This is a genomic window from Sphingobium aromaticiconvertens, from assembly GCF_037154075.1.
Classification (GTDB): Bacteria; Pseudomonadota; Alphaproteobacteria; order Sphingomonadales; family Sphingomonadaceae; genus Sphingobium; species Sphingobium aromaticiconvertens.
The window spans coordinates 114,095-136,810 of the sequence record NZ_JBANRJ010000002.1 but is presented as its reverse complement, the minus strand read 5'-3'; the positions used below and the strand labels follow the sequence as shown (position 1 = coordinate 136,810).

The following is a 22,716-nucleotide window of genomic DNA, read 5'->3' as shown; positions in this document are numbered from 1 at the left end:
AAGCCGGAGGCCTCCTCTCCTCTCTTCAGTGGGCGTGTGTCTGGATCACGGTGCGAGGAACGGCGTTGCGGGCAAGCCGATCGCGCAGAGCATCGTTCCAGTCGTCATGGTCGGATGGGAGCCACTCCTCGACCCTTCGCCCGTTGGCGCTGAGGTGCTCCCCTGCCCTCTTCAAGCAGATCTTCGCCGCCTTGTTCCGCTGACCAAACACGATGACGCGCTTCACATGGGACGGTATGCCGACATGAGCATAGCGCTCGGCACCAAGCACAGCCCAAACCGGCAATTGGAACCAGTCGATGGCCGACAGGGCATCTTCGATCCCTTCGGCGATGCCCAGAACGTCATCCGGCTCACCAAACCGCACGCTGCCCGAACCGAGCAGACCCAGCGCGAGCTTGGGCTTGCGGAAGGGGCGGCGCAAAATCTCGGTGGTATCAAGAAAAGTCCGGTGGACCGCGACCAGGCCGAGCTCATTCCTCACTGCGGCGATCATTGCGGGAAGGCTGCGCCGATCCTTCCCCTTTCCTATGATCGTCTGTGGATTGAAGCGAAGGTCGGGCGTCGGCGCATAAAGGCCCCGAGCATGAAGATAGGCTTCAGCCGGTGTGCCGGCGATGGGGATGCTGTGCTGCCATAATGACCTGGCCAAACCGCTCAGATCGCGTGACGCCGCGCGCGTTTCGACATGGACCGGCTCTCGATCGTGCAAACCCTGACGATCGAGAGCCTTGAGGACATCGGTCGATGTGCATCCGGCGAAGCATTTGAACAGGATCGCCTTGGTGCCGAGGCGGACCGAAAGACTGGGGGAATGATCGTCATGGGCGGGGCAGCGGCACTCGCCGCGCGATCCAGACCAGCGTCCGCCCAGGCTCTCGACGATCTGCTTGGCGCGAACCGCTGCGTCGATGGTGACTGACATAAGCGAAACTCCTATCGAAGATTTTGGTTCGCTCCGCGCATGCCCCCTCCCCTCTTGCGCGATCGGCGCTGCCTCCTACGACCTATGCCGCTTTTGCCGCGAGCAAGCCGAACTCTTCGACGATCCGGTCGGTCGTGTAGTGGGTGGTGCCATCGCGCTCGTAGGAGGTGTCACGGAGCCGTCCGGCGATCCGCACAAGATCGCCAACCTGGGCCTTCTCATCGATATATTTCCGCTGGCCGTCGCTGAAAATGACGACGCGGTTCCAGTAGCTATCCTCGATCCACTGGTCGCCCTCTCCGCGGCGGCGATAGTTCGCGCAAACCGAGATGTTCGTGACCTTGGGCTTGGCGTCGATCTCACCGATCCGTCCGATGATCTCGAATTTGGCAAAATTGATCATGCGGCCTCCTCACTGGGTCTACCTGTCTACGGCAAAGCGGTGATCCCGCTGCTGTTGCGCCGAGCCTTTGGTCGCAAAGTGGATCCTAGCTGCGAGCGAGACACGCATGCTATCTCGAAAGGTGATATGCATGGTATCCCCCTGGATAGGGGGAAGGCAGGTCTCAGAGCCAACTCTTGATGCTACCCCAAGCTGCACGATGCGCTTTGGAGGATTGTCCGCGTGACGCCGACACTTTATCGCCAATAAAACAATGGCTTACGCTGAATTCGCTGACAGTAGGGAGCGACCGAATTCACCTCATGCTCAGGTGTTCAGCCCCCTCCCCTTTTTCCTCCTGCCGATAAATGAGACAGAATCGTCCAAGAGCATTTTCAACGTGAACGGCTCGGAGATCATCGGTCAGTCGTCCGGCCGACTCGCCCTCCGCTCAGCGTACCGTACGACGAAAGCGTCCCAGACGCGAAGCCACTCCTTTTCTGAACGCGGTCTCTTGATATCGGGAAATCCGGCGCGGAACGCATCGGCCATCGTATCGACGGACCACGGTTTTCCCTTTGTGAGGCCGATCTCTCGGAACACTGATTCGCGAGTGCCAAAACTGAGAGACCCCGATGGGAATCCGAGCAGAGGTTCAGCGTCCTTTGCAGCGGCTACTGCAGGCTCGCGACCGCCCTTGACCGATGATCTCAGTGCCGTTTCATCAGCAGCAGCGCCGATCAGCCGTAGGTGGGGTCCCACGAGCTTGCGTTCCATCGGCGCTGGCGACGGGTGTAGAACTACTTTCCGGCCCGATAGGTCAACGTTTGCATTCGGGTACACCGCCGATACGATCTGCATCGTCTCACGAACGGTTTGGCGAAAGCGTTTGCTGTCAGCCTCGTTGCCGAGATGTTTGGCGAGCTGGTCCCACGAAATCACCTGGCCCTTGTCGGACCCAATCCGCGGCAAACGGTAGGCAAGATAGGTGTAAAGGTCTAGCGCCGTCGGCGTGCCCTTGAGCTCCCGGATCGCGACCTCGTTCAGCGGGACCGCGTGATCGATGAGATGGCTGTAGAACGCTTCCGACATGCGGATTTCGCGAGCAAAAGAGCCATTCTTGTCGAGTGACCCGGCATATTCGTTGGAGATTTTGACGTCCCGCACCGCAAAAGCATTACCGTCGGCTTCGGTCCCGTCCCAGCGGATCTGCCATTCGCACGCCAGCAGCCGATCGACCTGCTCCCGCATGAGGTTTGCCGTACCGCGTGGACCATATGATACGGTTTGGTAGCCTAGGCGACGCATCCATTCGGTGAAGTTTCTGCCGAGATAAACGTCGCGCGACTGCTTCATGACCGCTTGCGACAAGAGGTAGATCAAGGCGACGCGAGGATAAGCGCCATAGGGTACGCCGAGGCTGCGCATGACCGACTTGCCATCAATGTTTTGGAGCACGGGCCTCGGATTGATAGCGAGCGCGTATTTGCCGTCTTCCCGAACGATCGGCTGGGTGTCGTCCTTGGGCCGCTTCGTTGGCAGCGACATTGCGCAAAGCGCGGAATGGAGGAACGCTGGTACAGGCTCCTCGTCCTGAACGCGGAGAAAGGCGTCGATTGTTAGCTGGGTGCCAGCGGAAGTGGCGAGCTTACGCACGCCTTCTTCTCCGCCGGTGAGCATGGCTAATGCGTACTGGTGCCCTAGCGGCTTATGCTGATCCCCATTCATGGTCTGCCCTTCCCCCCGAATCTGCCGGGGGCTGTGATAGGCAGGTTTCATCAGGTTTGGTGAGGTAAATCAACCCCGTTGGCAGTTTAGACGGGAAATAGGGCCCGAGACTTGCAAACTTACCGATGATGTCGGTGCCGTTTTCGCCTTCTGCTCACTCCTCGCTCTTCAAAATCTGAAAATCAAAGCGATTCGCGAATCGGATTTTTATAGGTTGATTCTAAGTATAGGTATGGGCTCCGAGATCATCGGTCGAGCCGCACCGACATCATCTATTTCTCGCACCGACATCATCGGAAAGTACCGAGATCATCGGTAGTTATCCACAGGTGGGTTGCGATGCATCGTTTTTCGGCACCGAACAACGCCGCCAGTCAGAAGCGCTCCGAGATCATCGGTCGCGGCACCCTTTGCGTTGGCCGCTGCACTAGCAAATCGGCCAATGGCTCGGAGATCATCGGTCAACTTGCAAGTTTGATGGCCAATTCGTTGATCAAAACTGCCAACGCGGCTATTGAAGCTCATCAAACCCACAGAAGCGGACCCCTATGGCCACTGATGCAACCTTAGCTCAACCGGAAGACCTGATCGAGGGCGGCTTGGACGTCCTGCATCGAAAAGCGCTGACGATCCTTAAACGGATTCGCGACAGCGCGGTCGACCCCGAGACCGGCAGCAAACGCGGCCCAACTTTTCCGATCTCGAAAGCTGCGGCGCTCGTCGGCCGCACCGCCTCGGCGATCAGAGAAGCTGAGCGCGACGGACGCTTGCCTAGCCGTGATCGCACCGCCTCCGGCCACAGGGTGCAATATACCTTGGAAGAACTTGACCATATGCGTGAGGTATTCGGCACCCGCCCCTGGCGGGAGCCGACCGATACGCCGGCGATCATCTCGGTGTGCAACTTTAAAGGTGGTGTCGGAAAATCCACGATTGCGCTGCATCTGGCGCAGCACTTTGCGATCAATGGCTATCGGGTGCTCTTCATCGACTGCGATAGCCAAGCGTCCTCGACGATGATGTTCGGGTACCGGCCCGACGTCGATCTTGAGGAGGAAGACACGCTCTACGGGCACTTCCATAACCCCGAGCTGCTCGGCGTGCGCAAGATCATCCGCAAGACACACTTCCACGGCCTCGACCTCATTCCGTCGAACCTGAGGCTTTACAATCTGGAATATGAAATCGCCGGTTACATGGCGAAGAACCAAAACATGGAAATTATCGATTTGATTGCTGAAGCGATCGATACGGTGGTCGACGACTACGACATCGTGATCATGGACCCGCCACCCGCGCTCGGCATGGTGTCGATGGCCGTGCTGCAGGCTGCGAATTCGATGGTCATCCCGGTGCCGCCCAGCCTCGTCGATTTCGCATCGACAGTCTCCTTCATTGATATGACCCGCACGACTATGAAGCAGCTTGAGAAGCTCGCGGGGCGGGGGCGCCCCGCCTATAATTTCATTAGACTCGTGGGCAGCCGAGTGGATGAGACTAAGTCGATGCATCGGGAAATCCTGTCGATGATGCGGCAGGTTTTCGGCGGCTCGATGACGCAGTCGGTGATGGTCACCAGCGCGGAGATCGACAATGCGAGCTCGCGGATGAAGACGGTGTTTGAACTCGAAAAACCAGTGACCTCGCACGAGGTTTATAACCGGTGCATGAAGCACTTGAACGAGGTTTGCCGCGACATCGAACAAGATGTTCTGCGGACTTGGGCCAGCAGGGCAGGGGACCAAGTCTGAAGTTGCCACGTGGCAACGGTGCATCAGAGGAAGCCATCAGAGTGCCGATGTGGCCCCTGCGCGAATGTTGGTTGCCACGTGGCAACCGAGAACTAAATCAAATAAAAACAAGATATTGAGACATCAGAGATGCAACGCCGCCGATCAGATATTTCCCGTTGTAACGGGCCAGCGTCCGGTGAGTTGCCACGTGGCAACTCCTGCATTTAGGATGGTCTGATGCCGGCGCAAATCCAAGAAGGAGCGAGCCTATGAGCAAGGGTAACAAGGGCTTCGGCGCCATGTTCACGGAGGGACTCGACGACGAGGAATCGCTCGACAAATCGGCGCCGGCCGAAGGCATCATGGCAAGCCGTAGCCAGACCCTTGCACGCTTGGCGACCGGGAAGTCTGTGGCAGACAGGACCGAGTGGATTGATCCCGCGAAATGCCGCCCGTGGCGGATGCACAACCGCGATCTGGACCATTTGACCGAGGACAGTTGCCGCGACCTGATCGACTCGTTCCTGTCCACCAAGAAGCAGAGAATCCCGGCGATCGTTCGCCGCCTCAAGGATGATCCCGACCACGAATATGAGATCATCGCCGGGGTCCGACGCTGGTGGACAGTGCGGTGGCTGCGCGACCATCACCATCCCGAATATGACTATCTGATCACGATTCAGAACGTCACCGATGAGGAAGCGTTTCGCGTCTCCGACGTCGAGAACCGGTCGCGCAAGGACATCTCAGATTGGGAGCGCGCAAAGGAATACAGCGTCGCGCTAGCCGAGTTTTATGACGGGTCGCAATCGCAAATGGCCGAGCATCTCAACCTGTCTAAGTCTTGGCTCAGCCGGATGCTCGACGTCGCTCGTTTGCCGGAGGAACTGGTCAAAGCATTTTCGGACACGCACGACATCACGGTCCGGGTAGCGCGGGACATCAAGCCCCTCGCCGGCGATCCCCAAGCCTTTGTCAAGATGCGAGACGAGGCCGATCGGATCGCGGAGCAGCGCTCGCGCGAGGGGTTGAATCTAAGCGGGCCTGAAGTCGCGAAGCGTCTGGTCAAAGCCACGGTGGCGCCCCTCCCAAAGCCCGCCGGCGAGAAGGAAGTGATGGGGAAGGGGGGTAAGGTGATCTTACGCTACACGAAGGCGAGGGGAGGGGGCCTCACGATCAAGGTGCCTGCCAAGTCCGGTGCGAGTCCCGCCGAAGTGCTCAAGGCCATTGAAGGCCTTCTCTGACTGGGTCGAACGAGACCGATGGGCCTGGGCGCATGCCGCGCTTCGGGGAGATTGGCTACGTTTGCTCATCGCCGACGTGCGAAACTACGCCGAGGCGGGCGAGCATGGCGTCGACCTCAGCCATCTCGGCATCAAAGCGGGACAGAGACGGATCGAGCGCCTCGCTCACTTTGGGAGGCTCCACCGGTCGACCGACGGGACGGCGCGCGAAGCCGAATGCTACTGCAAGGTCTGTGACGAGATAAGTCCTCCAAGCCTGCCGTCCGCTGATTTCCACCAGCAACCCGGCATCGGCGGCGCGTGCCAGAAGTTTCCCCGCTCCAGATATGCTCAACTCGAGCTGCCGAGCCACAACTCGCGGACTCGTAACCGGTCGAAGCTGCAAGAACGCGAGAAGTGGGAAAAGCTTGCCGGGGCGAAGGGTGTTGCCCGCTACGGCCGCGGCGCGAAGGCGATGTTCCTCCATGGCATCGAGCCGTTGGAGGCCCGTTGCCGCGGCCTCGGCAATCTGGCGAAGAAAGCGCGCGACGATGGCCTCACTGTCCCGCGGCGTCAGTCGAAGCGCTTTGTCAGCAATGGCGAGGCAGGGGAGGGGAGTGGCCGTTACCTCCATCGAATGAAGTAGCCGGGGCAAGTTCAGCCAACTTGTGATTGATCGGTCCGCGCGAGCATGGCGACCGAGCATCTCGAGCGCACGCAGGAGGGCAGGGCGGTTGCGCCAATCGTCCGGCGTGGCTGTCGAATAGGCTACGTCATCTCGCCAGTGGTGAATGGAGCGATCCTTCAGATCGGCCTGCCACCGCGCCAGGTCGCCAGCGTCTTCTGAAATGGACGGCGGACTGATCCGACCAGGGATAGAGACACCGCATTCGCGAGCAAAAATGTCAATTTCTTCGATTTCTGCGCTTTGACCCCGAAGCGAGGCCGCATAGCCTGTCCAGACCGAGCGTTGGCGCCATGCATTCGCGACAGGGCTGACGGCAACACGGGCGTCTAGGCGGGCAATCGACGCAGAGGCGCGTTCGATCCGCTGGGCCAACTTTGCAGTCCATGCGGGCGTTGAAAGGTCGGGAAGTGGTCGCACAGTGGCACTTCATATCCTGAAGTGCATATCTCAGTCTACCATGGAGGTGCTTCGTGCAACCCAACCCTCGATAAGTGCAATTATCATAGGTCCGATTATTAGAAGCATCGTCGCCATAGACTGAAGTCACATCTTCGGGATATAATTGGCCGATGACACGCCCGATACCTGACCTTTCGGAGCCGGTTTGGACGTCCAAACTGGTCTCCGCTCTTGAGCGGGCGGCGGCATCGATCGGCCGCCTCGATGCCCGTGTTTCTGTCAGTCCTGCCGCCGCGCCGTGGTCTCTACGAGCTTCGTGGACCGGCTATACCGCCGCGCTCCGGGGTCAGTCCGCAGAAATCGACGAAATCGATATTTTTGGCCGGGAAAGTGGGGTCAAATTGCCCGGTCGGCCCGCAATGCCGACCCACGTAGATGATCCGGGCACTCTTCAGGCATGGCAAGGGCGGCTGAGGCAACGGGAACCAAATTATTGGCGGGATGTAGCTGCGATACCGACTGATGTAGCCGAAGACTGGAACCGGCGCCCGGCTTTGCTTCGCGCACTCGAGGTGGCCGCCCGTCATGCAAGGGCGGACGCTACCATCACGCCCTGGCTCACGATCCCCTCCCTGCTGCGATCGATGAAAATCACCCATGCAATGCTCCCATGCCTGACCATCGCGGACAAGGCGTTCCGCCTCGCGCCAAGCGAAAGTCAGGCCATCATCGTACGAAACCTCCGTACCCTCGCCGATCGAGCCGAAGAGGGGCTCCAGCGGCTCCAGGCGCTCGAAGATCATCGGTTGCGAGCGGCAGCGGCCATCTCCGATGCCCATCGCCCAGGGAAGCTTCTCGAGCTCCTAGCGCTGGTCCAGTTCGCCCCAGTTGTTAGTCCGCGCCTGATCGCGCAGAAATTGGGTGTGACCCTGTCTGGAGCCGGCAAGCTGCTCATGCGAGCCGAGGACCTCGAACTGCTGACCGAGGTTAGTGGTCGTAGGGCCTGGCGAACATACATGGCGCCGGATCTCGCGGTTTCCTTCGGGTTCGTTGCGCGGCCGGTGGGACGACCCCGCTCTGCGGCTCGACAATTAAAAGACCTTGAGCCCGCGCTGACAGCATTCGACCAAGAGATGGCGGCGCTGGATGAGGTGCTCGTGAAATTAGGCGTGCTCAAGCTCGCGGACGACGCGGCTTTATCGATTGACGCTCAGGCGTGAGACGAAGTCTCCGCTAGGCCTAGTGGAATCGTACCGGCCTGCAAGCGAGGCTCTACGCCCAATGATGATCGAGCACCTCCCGCATCGCTTTCTCGGCATCCTCACGTGAGGCACCACTTTTGTGTAGCAGCGTCAGGCGGACGCCTTTGCGATCAGCACCCTCGATCCGGAGCACCGCCTTCCCGGCAGACGACGAGATGGTCTGGGGCGATCCTGACCTTTTGGGGGAACCTGACTTCTTGGGGGAGGCTGCGGCCGTGGTCAGTGCGCGGATGACATCCAGCACAGCCATCGGCCTGCCTTCATCGGCTTGCTGCTTGCCAAGCGCCGCGGCCTCCTTGAACACACGCGCTCGCTTGTCCTCCGGTTTGAGGAGTGGCTTCAACGCAATGACATTTCGGATTGTGAGCGATTGTGGTTCGGGAAATGCTGCCATCAAAGGTTCGGGCAGCCGAGCCAGATCAAGATACCGCGTCAGCCAGCTTTCGCTGACGTTAATCCGCTCTGCCATCGTTTTCTGACGGCCATCATAATAGGCATCAAGTGCCCTGAGGTAATCGCGGGCGCGCTCGAGATCGGTCAGGTCATCGCGCGCTCGATTCTCAATGTCTGCGAGCCGAAACGCCTCTTCGTCACCGATTTCTCGGATGTCGACGAGAAACTTAAAGTCCGGGTAATTGTGCGATCGTAGCCAACTGATCGTCCAATGACGGCGTGCTCCGCAGATCACCTCGAAGTCGAAATCGGGATCGCCTGAAACGCGACGGACGATGGCTGGCATTTCCTGCCGGCCTTGTGCCTTGATGCTCTCGATCAAGTCCCCACACCGTCGAGCAGCACCATGTTCCCAACCACTCGACGCTGAAGTCGAGCGCCGCGGGCTTCCCGATCTTCGGGTTCCGGGACGAAGGCTCCATGGCGTCGCAGACCATCGACGATCAGCGCCAGCGGCTCGACACGAGCTGGGCGGGTCACACGACGATGACCGAGCGCTTTGACGCCTTTCGGGCGCTCGACGACGAGGCCCGGGGCGCCTGGGTCGCCTTCTCGATCGCGCGCACGCTGGAGCCGAGCCACCGGGCCTTTTTCCATGTCTGCGGTCAGCGGAAATCACGCGGCTTAATCTTGATGCCCTCGGTCGGTTGGCCGGGGATGATCCCGGACCCGAGCCGCAGATCGGGAATGTAGATTTCCCTCGCGGCCCGCCCCAGAGGCTGATGCTCGGGATCGCGCGGGTCCGGTGACATCGGGTTTCTGACCACGTCTGCCCTGCTGACCCGATAGATATCGGCGACGTCCGCGCGGCGGCCGACGCTCGCCAGCATGCCCGACAGATCGTCGAGCCGCTGAGCGATGATATGGATGACCTCGCCTTCGCGCTGCACCTGGCCACGCACGGCCATCATCGACGCGCCAAGCACCGTGCGGCGGTTGGCTTCGAAGACCTTGGTCCACACCACGAGGTTGGCAACATCGGTCTCATCCTCCAGCGTGATGAACATGACGCCCTTCGCACTCCCCGGTTTCTGCCGGACGAGAACGATGCCGGCGAGTTCGATCCAGCGCCCATCCTTGGTGGTGCGCAGCGCCTCGCAGGTGATCATCTTGCGAGCCTTGAGTTCGTCGCGCAGGAAAGCGAGCGGACCTGTAGCTCGACATAACGGGCTTCGCTCTCGCTCACGCGAACGCCCCGTGCAGGAACCAGCGCATCGATCCGGTCGACGGGCTCTCTCCATCGCCTGCCCGGAACAGCCAGTAACGGCCACCGCTCAGGGTCTCGACCTGATAATAGTCGCGGATGCTGAGCGGCCGCTCGCTCTCGATCCCGGCGTCACGCCACCATTCGCCGTGCAGCCGTTCGGGTCCGTCGCCCTGCGTGACCCGGTATCGCTTGCCCCGCCAGATGAACATCCTCGGCGCGTCATCGGGCAGAAGGGCGATGACCTCGATCGCTTCGGGCCGCGCCAGCATCCGTGCGGGGCGCGGCAGATCATCGTCCCATCCCGCGCCCCGCGCGGTATCGAGCGCCGGTGAACTCGTCGCCGAGCGCTCGGGCATCTCGCTCGGGTGCGGCGCCATGCGGTGCAGGCACCGACTGCCGAAGCGGTTGGAGAGGGTATCAACCAGAGCGGCGAGATCCGGCCCGGGCTTGCCCAGGCGCTCCAGGCTCTCGCCCTGTCGCGCGGCGACGGGCTCCATCAGCGAGACCAGCAAGGTCATCGATTCGATCCCAAGACCTGGCTCGACGGTCTCGATCTTCGCGCAAAGAAGTTTCGACAGATGGGCCTGGTCGCGGCTCGGCGTGGCCGTGCCGACCCGGATGACCTGCGTATGCCCGTCCACCCGGTGGAAATAGCAATCGAGGCGCCGCGCACCCTTGCCCACCCGGCCAAGCTGATCGACGATATCGGCGACCAGATCGCCGATCACTTGTCCAAAGGCCTCGGCTGTCGCGATTGGCTCCATGAAGCCGCGGCGCGCGCGGGGCAGATGCTCGGGGAATATCGGCTCGATCGGTTCGGCCACAGCGCCGAGCGCCTGATCGAGCCGGCGGTGCAGGCTGCGGCCGAACCGCTTGGCGAGCGGCCCGCGCGGAGCGCCGATCAATTGCTCGACACGTTCGAAGCCGAGCTTTCGCAGTCCCTCAACGACATCGGCTTCGAGCCGCAGCGCCGCTATAGGAAGGAGTGCGATCGCTTTACGATGATCACTAGGTTCGATCGTCACCGGCCGACCGGCGGGAACATGCCGCGCTACCGCATGGGCACAGCCCGCGGTGTCGGCCACGGCGATCTGGACCGATACGCCGAAGGCGGCCACGCGGCGGTGGAGATCCTTGAGCAAGGCCGCCTCGGTGCTGAACAGGGCGGCGCAGCCGGTAATGTCGAGCCACAGACCGTCAGGTGCATCGGGCGCGACGATCGGCGAGTATCGCTGGCCCGCCCATAGCGCCAGGCGGCGCAATCCCTCGACATCGGCTTCAGGTTGCGCGTCGACGACGTCGAGCTCCGGCGCGAACGAGCGCGCCTTGGTGATGGTCATGCCGGCCGCAATGCCGAGCGCGCGTGCGCCGGCATCGACCGCCGCGACGATACGCCGGCCATGATCGGGGATCGCCGTGACGAGCGGGCGTGTAGGGGTTGGTGTGTCGCGCCGGTCAGGCGGCGACTTGGCGGTCTGCCGCCGCAGCCGGTCTGTCGACCAGTGCGGCAGGTAGACCGATACGACCCGTCGCATCGCAGCCCTCCACTATCCATGCGTGCGGATTCCCCCCGCGCACCCGCTCCAGCTCGACGTGCCAGCGCGCGCGGCCGAGGCTCGGGATGCCGAGATCTTCGCTGGGGCTGGCTGTTATCCGCCACCGCGTGACAGCGGCGGTTCCCTCGGCGGCCTGCTCGGGCTTGGACGCGCGCCGAAAAACGAAGGCGGCGACGCCTGATCCCTCGGCGGCGAGCTGGAGCCGCTTCGATGCCGTGGTGCTATATTTGGTGACCTCGCCAACCACGCCGCCAAGGCCGGGATGGCGCAGGCATTCCTCCATGGCGAGCAGGACATTCGCGTCGCTGCCCGCCTCGACATAGATTACGCGATCGGGGTGGAGCCCCGCGAGATGGAGCGCGGGCGCGAACAGGTCGCGCCACCGCAGGCACCAGAGGACCGGGCCTTCCACCCGCGCCAGGATTCCGGCGAGAAAGATCGTCGCGCTCGCATCGTCGGCAAGATCGGGACTGCCGGCGACTTCATGCAGCGCGCCACTCGCTATGCCGCCGCCCGGCAGCCTGGCGTCGATAGCCTCCAGCCCGAACGGAATCGATCCATGGCGGGCGCCCACGCCTTCGATCTGCGCGATGCGCGCTCGCAGATTTTCGATGACGCTGGCTTCGCGCATAACATTCAAAAGACTCGGGCGGTTGATTAGTTCGCTATTTGTTCTATTCAGTCCGCCCGAGAGTCAAGCGTTGGGGGCGTATCGACTTTGCCTCCGGCGGTGGATAACGGCCTCCGCCGGGCTTTTGCTGGCCGCAAAAAAATTGTGCGAAGCGACGCGTCCTGGGTGCCAGGAGGATATGGGAGAGTGATGGCTGCGGATTTCCACCTCGACCGATTCGTGACGGCACAGGCGACGACCTATGACACAGCGCTCGCCGAGATCCGGCGCGGCGCCAAGCGCAGTCATTGGATGTGGTTCATCTTTCCGCAGATCGCCGGTCTCGGCACCAGCGACATGGCGCGGCGCTATGCCATCGGATCGCTGACCGAAGCGCGCGCCTATCTGGCGCATCCCCTTCTTGGGCTCCGACTTCGCGATTGTGTCGGCGCGCTGCAGGATCTGATTGGGACGTCCGCGATCGCGGTGTTCGGCGAGGTCGATGCGATGAAGCTCCGCTCCTGCCTGACCCTGTTCGCCGAAGCGGGCGGAGGCCCGCTCTTTGTCGCGGCGCTCGATCGGTGGTTCGACGGTGCCGCGGACCCAGCGACACTTGTGAAGGTGGGACCTTCCTCGCCCTAGAATTGGCAATCCATCAGGAACACCAGTCGGGTTTGGGATGACGGCGAAGCCATGGTCGCGCGACGCCCATGGCAATGAGAGCCTCGCCCAGATCCCGGCCGTCGACGCGGACGCGCGCGACCGTCCGGTTATAGCTGTGCCCTACCCGCTCGAACGTCACGACCTTGCCATCGAGAAGTGCGCGGGCGCGTTCGGATGCGGCTTCGCCGCGTTCGATTTCGAGCCGGCATTTTGCCTGGCGCGCATGAATCTCGGGCGCGTCGATATTGGCGATCCTGATGCGCTCGCCGCTCACCAGACGAAACGTGTCGCCATCCGTCACATAGCGGACCTGCCCGGTCTCGGCGCCGGCGGATGTGCTGCAGGCAACGCTGCTCATCAGGAGCAGGCAGATCGAAGATGGGAAGCGCAGCCAGGTCATCGCGGGACAGTAGCGCGCGCGTTTCGTGGAACAAGATACGAACGATGGCCTGGGGTCGGATGATGTCGATTTGGGATCAGCACGGTGGAACAGCGCCACCCCCATGCCGGCAGCTTCACCCCGCTCTTTGAGGCGCAATCCTTGGTCGCTCCCGCGGCCTAATGCGATCAACCCGTAAAGGGTCCGCACGCTTCGCTACGGCCTTTTGCCGTGCCGCCAAAAGATGATCGCGGCCACGAGACCAACACTTCGGGCGCCAGTCGAGCGGGGATGAACCCGCCGGCATCTGAAGGAGCCTCGATATGTTCACCGACATCCGGATCGCCCGCAGAAGCGCACTCAGCCTCTCGAAAAGCCTCATGGTCGTAACGATGGTCATCGCGATCGGAACGCAGTTCGCGGTTATCACCGCCGACGACTTCGACGGCGACGTATCCGTCATCAACGAATATGATCCTTTCGCCTGACCCTCGGGCGGGGGCTGCGCCCCCGCCCCTTCTCCCGCGAGATCGCATTTGGATGACCTGACCGAACAAGCCAGTCCGCATTATATCAACTCGACGCTGCGCGAACGTATCGTCGAGCATGTCTTCGTGGGCGAAGCGCTGCGCCGGCTCTGGCAGCTGGGTGTAACGGACGTCGAGGTGCTGCGATCCGAGTTCGATGCCGGCGGTTATGATCTGGTGATGAGCTATCACCGCGTCACCCGCCATATCCAGTTCAAGACCAAGACGCTGGGCGGCAAGACCGATGAGGTGAAGATCAACCTCAAGCTGATGGATAAGCCGAGCGGGTGCATATTGTGGATCGTGGTGACGCCAGATCTGCTGTTCGACCACTATCTCTGGTTTGGCGGCAAGCCGGGTGAACCCTTGCCCGATATCAGCCGGAACATGATCGCCAAGCATGCCAAGGGAAATGCGCAGGGCGAGAAGGCTGAACGGCCAAACCATCGGACGATCAGGATCAGCAAGTTCGAGAAACTGGTGAGCCTGGACATGGTGCTGGAGCGACTTTTTGGTACGCTGGAGCAGGGTCAGGCGGCTCCGGTTGCACCGGACCGGGCTCTAGGCTGACGCCCCGAGCCCCGTTCCGGGTCTCGGCCCATGCGGGTCGCGATCCCTGCCGCGGGGGCTATCGCTCAGCCGACACGGGGGCTGACGATCTCGAGCCAGCGCGAGATCACGCTCGGGGTGGTTCTCTCGCCGGCCCTTAGGTCAAAGATCTCGCGCTCCTCGATCTGGACCCGGCAGACGGTGAAGGCCTGTGCCGGCGTCCGGCTGTTATCCGCGAGCAAGGAGGCGTCGGCGACCTTTATCGCTTCGGCGATCGCCATCTGGGTCCGCGGGAACCGCTCGCGCAATTTATTCTCGGGCACCGCATGGCCATTTTCCTGAACCCGCGTCTGGACACGGCCGATCGAGAGCTCGACGCTCGCCAGTCCCACAAAGATCAGGAGAACGAAATACCCCGCCGTCTGCATCTGGCGAATCTGGTCGATCTTGGATTCGAAGGTGCCGTCGCCCAGCGCCTGCCAGTGGGAAAACACCGTTTCCATTGCGAATGGTACCTTCGCGTTCATCGCATGACCGACAAAGGCTTGTACGCCCTGCTGCGACACCTTCATCCAGCTCTGATCGGTATCGCGCAGTGTCGCCGCCCAGGACGGGAGCGCGCCGTCGCTCGCCTGCTCGGGCAGGATCGACAGCATCATGCGGTCGGCATTGACCAACGGCATCTGCAATTCATCGGCGAGGCTACGGCGCCACAATGTCGATTTGCCCGAACCATTATGGCCAGCGAGCACGATCGCGAGCGGTTTCTTACGCTTTTCCTGTGTCTGGCGAACCTGTCGGATCGCCTCGATCGCAGAGGTCAATCGATCGCCTTGAAGCTACCGTCAACCAGCTGGCCGCGTTCGGTCTTGCCGTTCAGCTTACGGATCATCACGTCGGGATTATCGCTATCGAGCGAGTAGAGCGGCACGTCCTTTTTCGCACGGAGCGTCACGCCCGGCTTGGCCAAGCGCTTCGCCACACGCTCAAGGGCCTGCGTGCTGAGCTCGATATTGTGCTGGACGAGCGCCGACGACGGCGCTGGGGCGGTTATCGTTACGCTGCCGAAGCGGACCCGCCGCGACTTGATCTTGCCCGTCGTGGGCTGAATAACTGCGTTTGTCGCCATATACTGCCCTCCTTCAGGCCTGATGCGATTCTGCTGATACCAAGATAGCGTTTATAAGGGCTGATCGCTAGGGGCTGACGTCCAACACCGTCGCTTGTCCGCAAACCTGCAGGCTCCGGCCGGTAACGGCCGGCGGTCGGCCCTCAAGACCCTCTTTCAACACCGGATCGTCGAGCAGGACGCGCCACGGCGCGCCATAGGTTAGGGCCGCGAGATAATAGGCCGCGCCATCGCAGGCGACCATCCGGCAGCGTTCCTGGGTGTCGATGAGCGAATGCCCTGCCCCGTATCGCGCGACCAGATCGGCCGGATCGACCCGCATCAGCGCGCCGCAGCGGCGGCAGTGGCTGCGCACGAGGATATTGCGCTTGCTCATGGCACCGACGGTCCTCGTCCAGGTCGGCCAGAGAATGTGGAGCGCGGCGGTCATCTTGTCGACGATAGTCCGCTTCATCGCGACTGGTCCAGCATCCTGCTCGGGAACGTGATGGCCAGGTGTTCGCAGCCGCCGAGACGACGGGATCGTCACCATGTCCGGTCCTTGCCGAGGCGCAGGTGCGCGCAAGCCCGTAGCCGGGCTTCTCCTCTGCCGTTTCGACCCTGCGGGTGCGCAAACCTGCTGTGCCCCGGCGCGCCGGTCCCTGTTGAAAGACCCCGATCGGCGGGGTTTGTCGAAAAACACAGGATCGTACATCATGCCCGATCAAAACGCCTCCCCTGCCCCAGCGTCGGATCGCATCGCGACCATCGCCCGCCTCAACGATGCCCTCCGGCAGAACCTCACCCTGCCCGGCCACAATCGTGTGGTGATGACCATTGGTGTCCAGGAGCTGATCGGCGACGTCAGCCTGTTCCGCAACTTCCATGCCCAGGCAGAACTGCTGCGCACCATCCGCGACTATGACGATTTTGGTCCCGACGTTGATCCGCACGGCGAGCGCGATTTCGGGCGGTTCGAATTCCGGGGTGCCGCGCTGTACTGGAAGATCGATTATTATGATCGCACGCTCGATTTTGGCTCGCCCGATCCTGCCGACAGCCAGGTCACCACGCGCGTGCTGACGATCCTTCTAACGAGCGAATATTGAGATATATTGGCCCCGACCATGTCGGGGCCAACAGCTTTTTCGAGGAGTCGCATATGACCCAACCGCCCGTTTTCGAGGCGCTCGAACGCCTGTTCAAACTCGCCGAGTCCTACTCAGGACAGTCCCGCCGGGCCGCCAACTTCCTGCTCGCCTGGTGGAACGCTACCGACAATGGCGGCTTCGACCTTGCCGATCTGTTCGGCGTCGATCACGCGGTCGCCGCCGATATGGGGCTGGTCTTCCTCTATCTGGGCGGCCATCATGGCGCGATCTACCCCGACCAATTGGGCTATGATGACCGGATCATCGCGCTGGTAGAGCGCTGGCGTTTGGCCGCGCCCGCCGAGGACTGAAGCCAGCTGCGGTGGGAAAGTCTGCTTGAGCAGACTCCGGCCCCGACGGTGATCGCGAAAAACCATCCGTCCGCCGACATTGTATTGAATTCAATACAATGGAAGCATAGCCCGATGTCCTTGTCATGATGGAGGAGAGGACGCCTGTGGCGATGGAGGGGCAAGGGAGCGAAGACCGGCGCTCAGCCTTTTTGCAGCTTCGCGTGACCCCGAAGATGCACGCCACGATCGCGCGCCTCGCCTTGGATCAGGGCAATATCACGCTGCGAGCGCTGATCATGAACGCGCTCAAGCAAACCTATGGTCTCGATGTCCCTGATGAGGAGCTTCGTGATCGGCGCGGCCGCCAGCCACGGCCCGCGCTTCTCAAGGAGACAGATGATGGCTGAGTATTTTTCGCGCCATCCCGATCACGCGATCCTGTTTGCGTTCGCCTGCTTCGCGCTGACCGTCTACCTGTTCCGCTACGTCGGACCCAGATTCGGCGCGCGCGGCGACTGGTCGGCGCGGGACCATTATGAGCGCAACCTTCGCAACGGCGGCGACGACTATTGAGCGCGGTTGCCCAGGACGGAAGATCTTCGTGAAAACCATCGTGATCAGTCTCCTGAAAGGCGGCGTCGGCAAAACCTTCCTCGCGACCCATCTCGCCTGGTATCTCGCCGAGCAGGCGGGGCGCCGCGTCGCGTATATCGATCTCGATCCGCAGGGCAGCTCGACGCGTCGCCTCGCCAAAGAGCGCAATGGCTGGTTCTCGGCCGACCTGTTCGATCCCGAGGCCAAGCTCGTGCTTGAAGATGCACCCGGCATCACCGTGTTCGGCGCCGACCCGCGCCTGCAAATGGTCAAGGCGGCCGCAGACGTACTCGACTTCATCGGGCGCTTCCGGGGGCTGCCCAAGCATTTCGATTATTGCGTCATCGACACCGGACCCAAGTGGGATGAACTGACCTTGAGCGCGATGGCGGTTGCCGACGAGGTGATCGCGCCGGTCCAGGTTGCCGAGGATTCGATCGAGTGCGCCAAGATGCTGCTGACCGCGCTCAAGAAGGCCGAAGCCGCGCGCGGCGGCCGCAAGGTCAATTTCCTTGGGCTGCTGCCGTCGATGGTCAACGCCTTCGACAAGCGCGAGATGGAGAATGCGGTGAAGCTCGCGCACGCCGTTGGCCCGACGATGATGTTCCCGGCCTTCGTGAAGGCGCGGCCGACCTACAAACATTCGGCCGAGAACCATCACGCGGTCTGGCACGAGAAGGGGAGCGGCGCCAAGGCGGCCTCCGAGGAGATCCGCACGATCCTCGCCGAGGTGGAACGTCGGGTTGATACCAGGACCAAGGAGCCGGCCTGATGGGAAAGTTCGACCAACGGGCCGAGGAATTCGGGATGCTGGTAGGCGCGCACGAAAGTGCGCGCCGCGTCGAGGAACTGCCGCTCGACTGGCTGACGCCCGATCCCGGCAATCCCCGCACGCATTTCGATGAAGCCGAGATGGCGGAGCTTGCGGCTTCGATCGAGGCGCGCGGCGTGCTGCAGCCGATTATCGTCCGTCCCAAGAATGGAGATGGCAAGCATGTCATCCGGATGGGTGAGCGGCGTTACCGCGCCTCGCTCGCAGCGGGGAAGAAAACCATCCCCGCGATCGTGGTGGATGCGGGGGAGGGGGCCGATGTCCTTGCCGACCAGATCGTCGAGAATGACCAGCGCGCCAGCCTCTCGTCGCGCGAGCTCGCTTTGGGCGTCGAGCGCATGCTGGCCGATGGAAAGAACCAGGCCGAGATCGCCAAGGCGCTCGGCCGTTCGAAGCAGTTCGTCTCGCTCTACGCCGCTTATGGCGAGATGGAGCCATATCTGCGCGACGCAATCGACAAGGCCCCGATCCGGGTTCTGTACGATTTGCACCGGGCTGCACGAAAACACCCGCTGGAGGTTCGCGACTTCGTCAGGGGATTCGGCGAGCGGGGCGTGACGCTTGCGGAAGGCACGAAGTTCGTCACCTCGCTCAAAGTGCCGGCTGAAACAGGGGCGCCGTCTGCAAAGGCCGCGCCCGCCGCCGGGCCAGTCGAGCCAGTGCCTGGAAAGCGGGTGGGCAGGGCAGGGCGGTCATCGGCATCGTTACAGCCGAGCCCGTTCAAGGTCATGGTTGGCACCAGATCTGCCCGACTGGTGCTGCCCGATCGGGTCCGTGTCGTGTTCGATGACGGTGACGAAGATGAGGTGGCATCATCCGACCTGTCGTTCGATTGACGCGATTAGGGTAGAGTGGCGAGCTGAGGTCGATGAGTCGCTTTGGAAAGTCAGGATTACCGATGGCCGGTGAGATGGACGATATCTGTGCGCAGGTGGATTGCCCAAAATGCGGGGCAATTCTCAACGTGCCCTTCAGCCAGATACGGTTGCAGAAGGCCGCGGCCTGTTCGTGCGGTGCGATGATCCGTCTTGAGGACGATACTCCGATCGCGGCCATTCAACGCCTGATCGACGAGGCGAACCCGCCAACGTCGGCCAATGATGCCTAGCGCGAGACCAACCACCAGAACCCCTCACTCCGCGTAGAGAAATCGATTTTTCAGATAGAATGATGGCGGCATCCCTTCTTCCAGGGATGCCGCCATTTTCATTTCGCAGGGCATTTTCGGCTTGCGTACGCAGCCGGGGAGGCGATGATTCGAAGGAAGGCTCCGAGTCTGCTTGAGCAGACAGTAGAAGGTTCAAATTAGGTGAGGGCCGGATAGGCGTGACGCCGGGGATGTATGACAATAGCCTTTGATGCATGCCCGTCTTCACCTTCCGTCTCGACGATGACATCGCCCAGCGCTTCGATGCTGTGGCGGAGAGCGCCGGTGGCCGCTCAGTTTTGCTGCGGCGCCTCGTCATGAATGCAGTGGACGCGGAGGAGGGCGAGAGGTCGGGGCCAGTCCGCCGGCGGGAGCGAGCAACACGGCGGTTTGAGATCCGGCTGACCGATGCGGAAATTGCAGCGCTGGATGCCAAGGCCGATGCTTTGGGTATGAAGCGAACCGACTGGGTGACGAGGCTGGTGCGCTGCCGCTTGCATTCGGCGGCACCGCTGCCGCTTGAAGAGCGGGCGGCAGTGGCTCAGGCGTGGCGCGAGCTCAACCGGATCGGCATCAATCTCAATCAGGCAACGCGGGCGCTCAATGCTTCGGTGATGGTCGAATCCGGGCTCGATGTCGCGCGCGAGGCGGCGCGGGTGGCAAGCTTCCGGGCGGAAATCCGGACGGCGCTTGCCGGTCTCGGCGCCGCGCTCAAGGGCGATCTTGCCTATTGGGACAGCCTCGATGCTTGAGGAGGAGGGCATCCTGCCGCTGCCCAGCCTCATGGAGGCATGGCGGCCGCCCACTGGCGGGAAACGGACACTGCGGGGGGCCTATGTCCGCGTCGGGCGAGGTGGGCTAGGCCTGGGAGGGCAGGGGCGCGCCACGCCGCTGAGCCAGGCCGAGGCTCGGGCCAAGCTCGAGCGGATCGTGCGCAAGGCCCCGGAGGTCATGGTCAAGGTCTCGGGCAAGCAATATGGCGCGCATCATCTATCTGAGCATTTCGGCTATGTTGCGCGGCACGGGAAGCTTGCGGTGCGCTCAAGCGAAGGCGAGATCATTGATGATCCCAAGCGGCTGAAGGAGATCGCGCAGGACTGGGCCATGCTCGACGAGGCGATGAACGAGCATGGCCGCGACCGGCCGACTTCGCTGTCGCTGGTCCTCTCCATGCCCGGTGGCTCGACCGATCCCGAGGCGCTGCAGGATGCCGCCCAGGCGTTCGCCCGGATCCTGTTCGAGGACAATCACGCCTATATGCTGGCGCTCCACACAGATACCGATCATCCGCATGTCCATCTGACGGTGGCCACCGAAGGTGCGGACGGCACGCGGTTCAATCCGCGCAAGGCCGACCTCCATCATATGCGAGAGACATTCGCGCATGAGCTACGTGCGCGCGGCATCGCGGCTGAGGCGACGCCCAGACGCGCACGCGGTCACGTCCAAAAGCGTGTGCGCTCAGCAGCGCTGCATCTCGATGCTCGGATCGGTCAGGAGGGGCGCCGGCTCAATATGGATGAACTCAACGTGCTGCGCGCCCGGGTCTTTGCGCACGCGCGCGATGAGGAACGGCGGCCGCAAGACGTGATGGCGCTGGTTCGCCAGAAGCAGATACGCGGTGCTTATGCGGAGGCGGCGGTGGCGCTTGCACGTACCGGCGAGGCCGACGACCAGGCGCTTTCCGACGAAATTGCGGGTTTCCTGGCGGCTATGCCGCCGGCGGTCTCCCGACGTCTGGCCCTGGCCCGCGAGATGATGCAGGGGCGGCAAGCGACACAGCCGGCGCGCCAGCTGGAGGGTGAAGCTGGTCCCGAGCGGCCAGCGCCGGAGCGTGGGCGGGAGCGTTGATTCGCATGGGGCGGTTGATCTTGCGAAGGGATGCTCCCACTAACATGTGCTAGAATGTCTTGGAAATTCGAGGGAACTGGCGCTTTCTGTGGTCATAGCTTGTTAGAAAAAACCGTGCTATTATCTAACAGACCGGAGCTTGGACATGTCTGCGGTGGCTGATCGGATTATGAAGCGTGTGCGCGGCAAGGGCCGTGGCTGGGTGTTTACGCCCAAGCAGTTCGTCGACTTCGGTACGCGCGGCTCGGTCGACATGGCGCTGTCGCGTCTCGCGCATGCCGGTGACATCCGCCGGATCGGCCGCGGTCTCTACGACTATCCCCGCCAGCATGACAAGCTTGGTGCCCTGAGCCCGGATCCCGGGCAGGTGGCCCAAGCGCTCTCTGCGCAGAGCGGCGATGCGCTCGCGCCGTCGGGAGCGGCGGCGGCCTAATAGCCTTGGTCTCTCGACGCAGGTGCCCGCCCGGGCGAGCTACGCCACCAGCGGCCGCACCCGCACCGCCGAGGCTGGCGGCCGCAGCGTTACCTTGAAGCACAGCCGCGCGCCGGTGCTCGACGCGCCGGAGTCTGTGAATGCGATCGTCCAGGCGCTCGCGCATCTAGGGAAGGGCAATATCGACGCGGATGCGATCGGGCGCTTCGCCGCGCGCCTCGACGATGCCGGTACGCGCGCGCTGGTCGCGGCCCGCTCGGCCATGCCGGGCTGGATGGGCGACATTGTCCTCAAGATCCAGGCGTCGCGGAGAGATAGGTCATGCAGGGAGAAAGGGTAGCGCCGCTGGCGCCACCAGCAAATCTCCAGATGCAGGGTCGGGCACAAGGATGGGTACGGCCGGATAAAGTGTCGGCCATGTCGAATACTTGGCGATCCATGTCGCGGCGCTTGGAGACAGCCAGCCCGTCAAGGTCGTGATACTCGCATAGCGCTGCGCGAGCGGAAGCGCGATGATGGGTTCATAGTGGGCGACGCGGTTGCGCAATATACGCAGGTCGCGCAAGTCCCGCGCGATCACACCGCGCTGTACGCCTTTGGCCTGAAAGATGGGTCGCAGGCTTTGCCAGAGGTGGTGTGACTTGGGGCCGAAGAGTGACGCCCAGAAGCCGAAGTTCAACTCCGCTACGATCTGCGGACGGGTCGCTGCCTTCCCGTCTTTCTGCAGCGTTTGCCGTGCTTTTGCGATTGCGCCCGTCTGATAGTTCGTCACAAGGATCGCAGGATCGTCGATCCAGGCGGCGCCATGTTGCGCCGCAAGCTGCGCGTCCGCCATGTTACGCAGCACGACCTCGAGCATGTGTAGAGGGCCATAGAGGGCTGCGGAAAGCTGCACATTATAGGTGTACAGGCGCTCTGCGAGCGTCTGATCGGCTCCGGCCCACTTCAGATAAGTGTCGAAGCGGTCAGCGGACAAGGCATGAACGAATGTTGGCACGGGAACCTTTTCACTTGATTTTTAGG

At 62.2% G+C, this 22,716-nt stretch carries 27 protein-coding genes and 2 pseudogenes; 17 read left to right on the top strand and 12 right to left on the bottom strand.

All coding sequences use genetic code 11. The annotated features are described in order from the left end of the window. Nucleotides 1–25 precede the first annotated feature (25 nt). The 3 genes from WFR25_RS25315 to WFR25_RS25305 all read right to left on the bottom strand — a co-directional run bounded on the left by WFR25_RS25315 (nt 26) and on the right by WFR25_RS25305 (nt 3,035). Entirely contained in the window at nt 26–925 is a 900-nt protein-coding gene (locus WFR25_RS25315; RefSeq protein WP_336975113.1) for a DUF7146 domain-containing protein, read from the bottom strand. Between the two features lie 82 nt (nt 926–1,007). Then, on the bottom strand, nt 1,008–1,328 hold the full coding sequence (locus WFR25_RS25310) for a single-stranded DNA-binding protein (RefSeq protein WP_336975111.1): 321 nt from the start codon (nt 1,326–1,328) through the stop codon (nt 1,008–1,010). Nucleotides 1,329–1,730: 402 nt separating this feature from the next. Beyond that, entirely contained in the window at nt 1,731–3,035 is a 1,305-nt protein-coding gene (locus tag WFR25_RS25305; protein WP_011950794.1) for a replication protein RepA, read from the bottom strand. A 548-nt stretch (nt 3,036–3,583) separates the two neighbouring features. Here WFR25_RS25305 and WFR25_RS25300 point away from each other — a divergent pair. The 4 genes from WFR25_RS25300 (at nt 3,584) to WFR25_RS25285 (ending at nt 8,298) form a co-directional block, all read left to right on the top strand. Continuing rightward, entirely contained in the window at nt 3,584–4,786 is a 1,203-nt protein-coding gene (locus tag WFR25_RS25300) for an AAA family ATPase (protein WP_041380274.1), read from the top strand. Between the two features lie 251 nt (nt 4,787–5,037). Then, nucleotides 5,038–6,012, top strand: a complete 975-nt coding sequence (locus tag WFR25_RS25295) for a ParB/RepB/Spo0J family partition protein (protein ID WP_011950796.1) — start codon at nt 5,038–5,040, stop codon at nt 6,010–6,012. A 61-nt stretch (nt 6,013–6,073) separates the two neighbouring features. Next, complete coding sequence (locus tag WFR25_RS25290; protein WP_011950797.1) at nt 6,074–6,637, top strand: hypothetical protein; 564 nt, start codon at nt 6,074–6,076, stop codon at nt 6,635–6,637. Between the two features lie 611 nt (nt 6,638–7,248). Next, the gene (locus WFR25_RS25285) at nt 7,249–8,298 is read left to right on the top strand and encodes a hypothetical protein (protein WP_011950798.1); all 1,050 of its coding nucleotides are present in this window, start codon (nt 7,249–7,251) and stop codon (nt 8,296–8,298) included. Between the two features lie 52 nt (nt 8,299–8,350). Here WFR25_RS25285 and WFR25_RS25280 read toward each other — a convergent pair whose 3' ends face one another. The 4 genes and pseudogenes from WFR25_RS25280 to WFR25_RS25265 all read right to left on the bottom strand — a co-directional run bounded on the left by WFR25_RS25280 (nt 8,351) and on the right by WFR25_RS25265 (nt 12,187). Continuing rightward, nucleotides 8,351–9,115: a ParB/RepB/Spo0J family partition protein gene (locus WFR25_RS25280; protein ID WP_011950799.1), complete on the bottom strand. Its 765-nt coding sequence runs from the start codon at nt 9,113–9,115 to the stop codon at nt 8,351–8,353. 283 nt (nt 9,116–9,398) lie between these two features. Beyond that, nucleotides 9,399–9,941 (bottom strand): annotated as a pseudogene (locus WFR25_RS25275) (OB-fold nucleic acid binding domain-containing protein); the annotation flags it as partial. A gap of 34 nt (nt 9,942–9,975) precedes the next feature. After that, on the bottom strand, nt 9,976–11,535 hold the full coding sequence (locus WFR25_RS25270) for a DUF6504 family protein (RefSeq protein WP_011950800.1): 1,560 nt from the start codon (nt 11,533–11,535) through the stop codon (nt 9,976–9,978). Continuing rightward, the gene (locus WFR25_RS25265; protein ID WP_011950801.1) at nt 11,456–12,187 is read right to left on the bottom strand and encodes an ImuA family protein; all 732 of its coding nucleotides are present in this window, start codon (nt 12,185–12,187) and stop codon (nt 11,456–11,458) included. The genes WFR25_RS25270 and WFR25_RS25265 overlap by 80 nt, the downstream gene beginning before the upstream one ends. Before the next feature lie 189 nt (nt 12,188–12,376). Between WFR25_RS25265 and WFR25_RS25260 the strand changes: the two genes are divergently transcribed. Continuing rightward, nucleotides 12,377–12,808, top strand: a complete 432-nt coding sequence (locus WFR25_RS25260; RefSeq protein WP_011950802.1) for a DUF1810 domain-containing protein — start codon at nt 12,377–12,379, stop codon at nt 12,806–12,808. Between the two features lie 13 nt (nt 12,809–12,821). On the opposite strand, the gene WFR25_RS25255 is transcribed toward WFR25_RS25260, so the two are convergent. Continuing rightward, nucleotides 12,822–13,187 carry a thermonuclease family protein gene (locus WFR25_RS25255; protein ID WP_333974589.1) on the bottom strand — a complete coding sequence of 122 codons (366 nt, stop codon included), beginning with the start codon at nt 13,185–13,187 and terminating at the stop codon, nt 12,822–12,824. Between the two features lie 344 nt (nt 13,188–13,531). On the opposite strand from WFR25_RS25255, the gene WFR25_RS25250 reads away from it, so the two are divergent. Further along, a complete protein-coding gene (locus WFR25_RS25250) occupies nt 13,532–13,696 on the top strand; it encodes a hypothetical protein (protein WP_167535077.1) in 165 nt (54 codons plus the stop codon). 48 nt (nt 13,697–13,744) lie between these two features. Further along, nucleotides 13,745–14,305 (top strand): hypothetical protein, encoded by a 561-nt coding sequence (locus WFR25_RS25245; protein WP_011950804.1) that lies wholly within the window; start codon nt 13,745–13,747, stop codon nt 14,303–14,305. 65 nt (nt 14,306–14,370) lie between these two features. Here WFR25_RS25245 and WFR25_RS25240 read toward each other — a convergent pair whose 3' ends face one another. From WFR25_RS25240 to WFR25_RS25230, 3 genes are all read right to left on the bottom strand, one after another. After that, nucleotides 14,371–15,108 carry an ATPase gene (locus tag WFR25_RS25240; RefSeq protein WP_011950805.1) on the bottom strand — a complete coding sequence of 246 codons (738 nt, stop codon included), beginning with the start codon at nt 15,106–15,108 and terminating at the stop codon, nt 14,371–14,373. After that, nucleotides 15,105–15,413 carry a hypothetical protein gene (locus WFR25_RS25235; RefSeq protein ID WP_011950806.1) on the bottom strand — a complete coding sequence of 103 codons (309 nt, stop codon included), beginning with the start codon at nt 15,411–15,413 and terminating at the stop codon, nt 15,105–15,107. Before WFR25_RS25235 ends, WFR25_RS25240 begins: the two co-directional genes overlap by 4 nt. Nucleotides 15,414–15,480: 67 nt before the next feature. Beyond that, nucleotides 15,481–15,867, bottom strand: a complete 387-nt coding sequence (locus WFR25_RS25230) for a hypothetical protein (RefSeq protein ID WP_011950807.1) — start codon at nt 15,865–15,867, stop codon at nt 15,481–15,483. A 241-nt stretch (nt 15,868–16,108) separates the two neighbouring features. Between WFR25_RS25230 and WFR25_RS25225 the strand changes: the two genes are divergently transcribed. The 10 genes and pseudogenes from WFR25_RS25225 (at nt 16,109) to WFR25_RS25180 (ending at nt 22,033) form a co-directional block, all read left to right on the top strand. Further along, nucleotides 16,109–16,501, top strand: a complete 393-nt coding sequence (locus WFR25_RS25225; protein WP_041380268.1) for a DUF3768 domain-containing protein — start codon at nt 16,109–16,111, stop codon at nt 16,499–16,501. 53 nt (nt 16,502–16,554) lie between these two features. Further along, complete coding sequence (locus tag WFR25_RS25220) at nt 16,555–16,854, top strand: DUF7673 family protein (protein WP_011950809.1); 300 nt, start codon at nt 16,555–16,557, stop codon at nt 16,852–16,854. A 152-nt stretch (nt 16,855–17,006) separates the two neighbouring features. Next, a complete protein-coding gene (locus WFR25_RS25215; protein ID WP_226952306.1) occupies nt 17,007–17,243 on the top strand; it encodes a hypothetical protein in 237 nt (78 codons plus the stop codon). Then, nucleotides 17,233–17,409, top strand: a complete 177-nt coding sequence (locus WFR25_RS25210; RefSeq protein WP_336975103.1) for a hypothetical protein — start codon at nt 17,233–17,235, stop codon at nt 17,407–17,409. Before WFR25_RS25215 ends, WFR25_RS25210 begins: the two co-directional genes overlap by 11 nt. A 28-nt stretch (nt 17,410–17,437) precedes the next feature. Then, nucleotides 17,438–18,202 (top strand): AAA family ATPase, encoded by a 765-nt coding sequence (locus tag WFR25_RS25205; RefSeq protein WP_041380265.1) that lies wholly within the window; start codon nt 17,438–17,440, stop codon nt 18,200–18,202. Next, nucleotides 18,202–19,098, top strand: coding sequence for a ParB/RepB/Spo0J family partition protein (locus WFR25_RS25200; protein ID WP_011950812.1), 897 nt, complete (start codon nt 18,202–18,204; stop codon nt 19,096–19,098). The genes WFR25_RS25205 and WFR25_RS25200 overlap by 1 nt, the downstream gene beginning before the upstream one ends. Nucleotides 19,099–19,160: 62 nt before the next feature. Next, the gene (locus WFR25_RS25195; RefSeq protein ID WP_041380264.1) at nt 19,161–19,370 is read left to right on the top strand and encodes a hypothetical protein; all 210 of its coding nucleotides are present in this window, start codon (nt 19,161–19,163) and stop codon (nt 19,368–19,370) included. Between the two features lie 254 nt (nt 19,371–19,624). Beyond that, nucleotides 19,625–20,161, top strand: coding sequence for a plasmid mobilization protein (locus WFR25_RS25190; protein ID WP_011950813.1), 537 nt, complete (start codon nt 19,625–19,627; stop codon nt 20,159–20,161). Beyond that, nucleotides 20,154–21,260 (top strand): relaxase/mobilization nuclease domain-containing protein, encoded by a 1,107-nt coding sequence (locus tag WFR25_RS25185; protein WP_011950814.1) that lies wholly within the window; start codon nt 20,154–20,156, stop codon nt 21,258–21,260. Before WFR25_RS25190 ends, WFR25_RS25185 begins: the two co-directional genes overlap by 8 nt. Nucleotides 21,261–21,405: 145 nt before the next feature. Further along, a pseudogene (locus WFR25_RS25180) lies at nt 21,406–22,033 on the top strand (DUF6088 family protein). Here the strand turns inward: WFR25_RS25180 and WFR25_RS25175 are convergent. Beyond that, nucleotides 22,013–22,690 carry a hypothetical protein gene (locus WFR25_RS25175; RefSeq protein ID WP_011950815.1) on the bottom strand — a complete coding sequence of 226 codons (678 nt, stop codon included), beginning with the start codon at nt 22,688–22,690 and terminating at the stop codon, nt 22,013–22,015. The pseudogene WFR25_RS25180 and the gene WFR25_RS25175 overlap by 21 nt on opposite strands. Nucleotides 22,691–22,716: the final 26 nt, after the last annotated feature.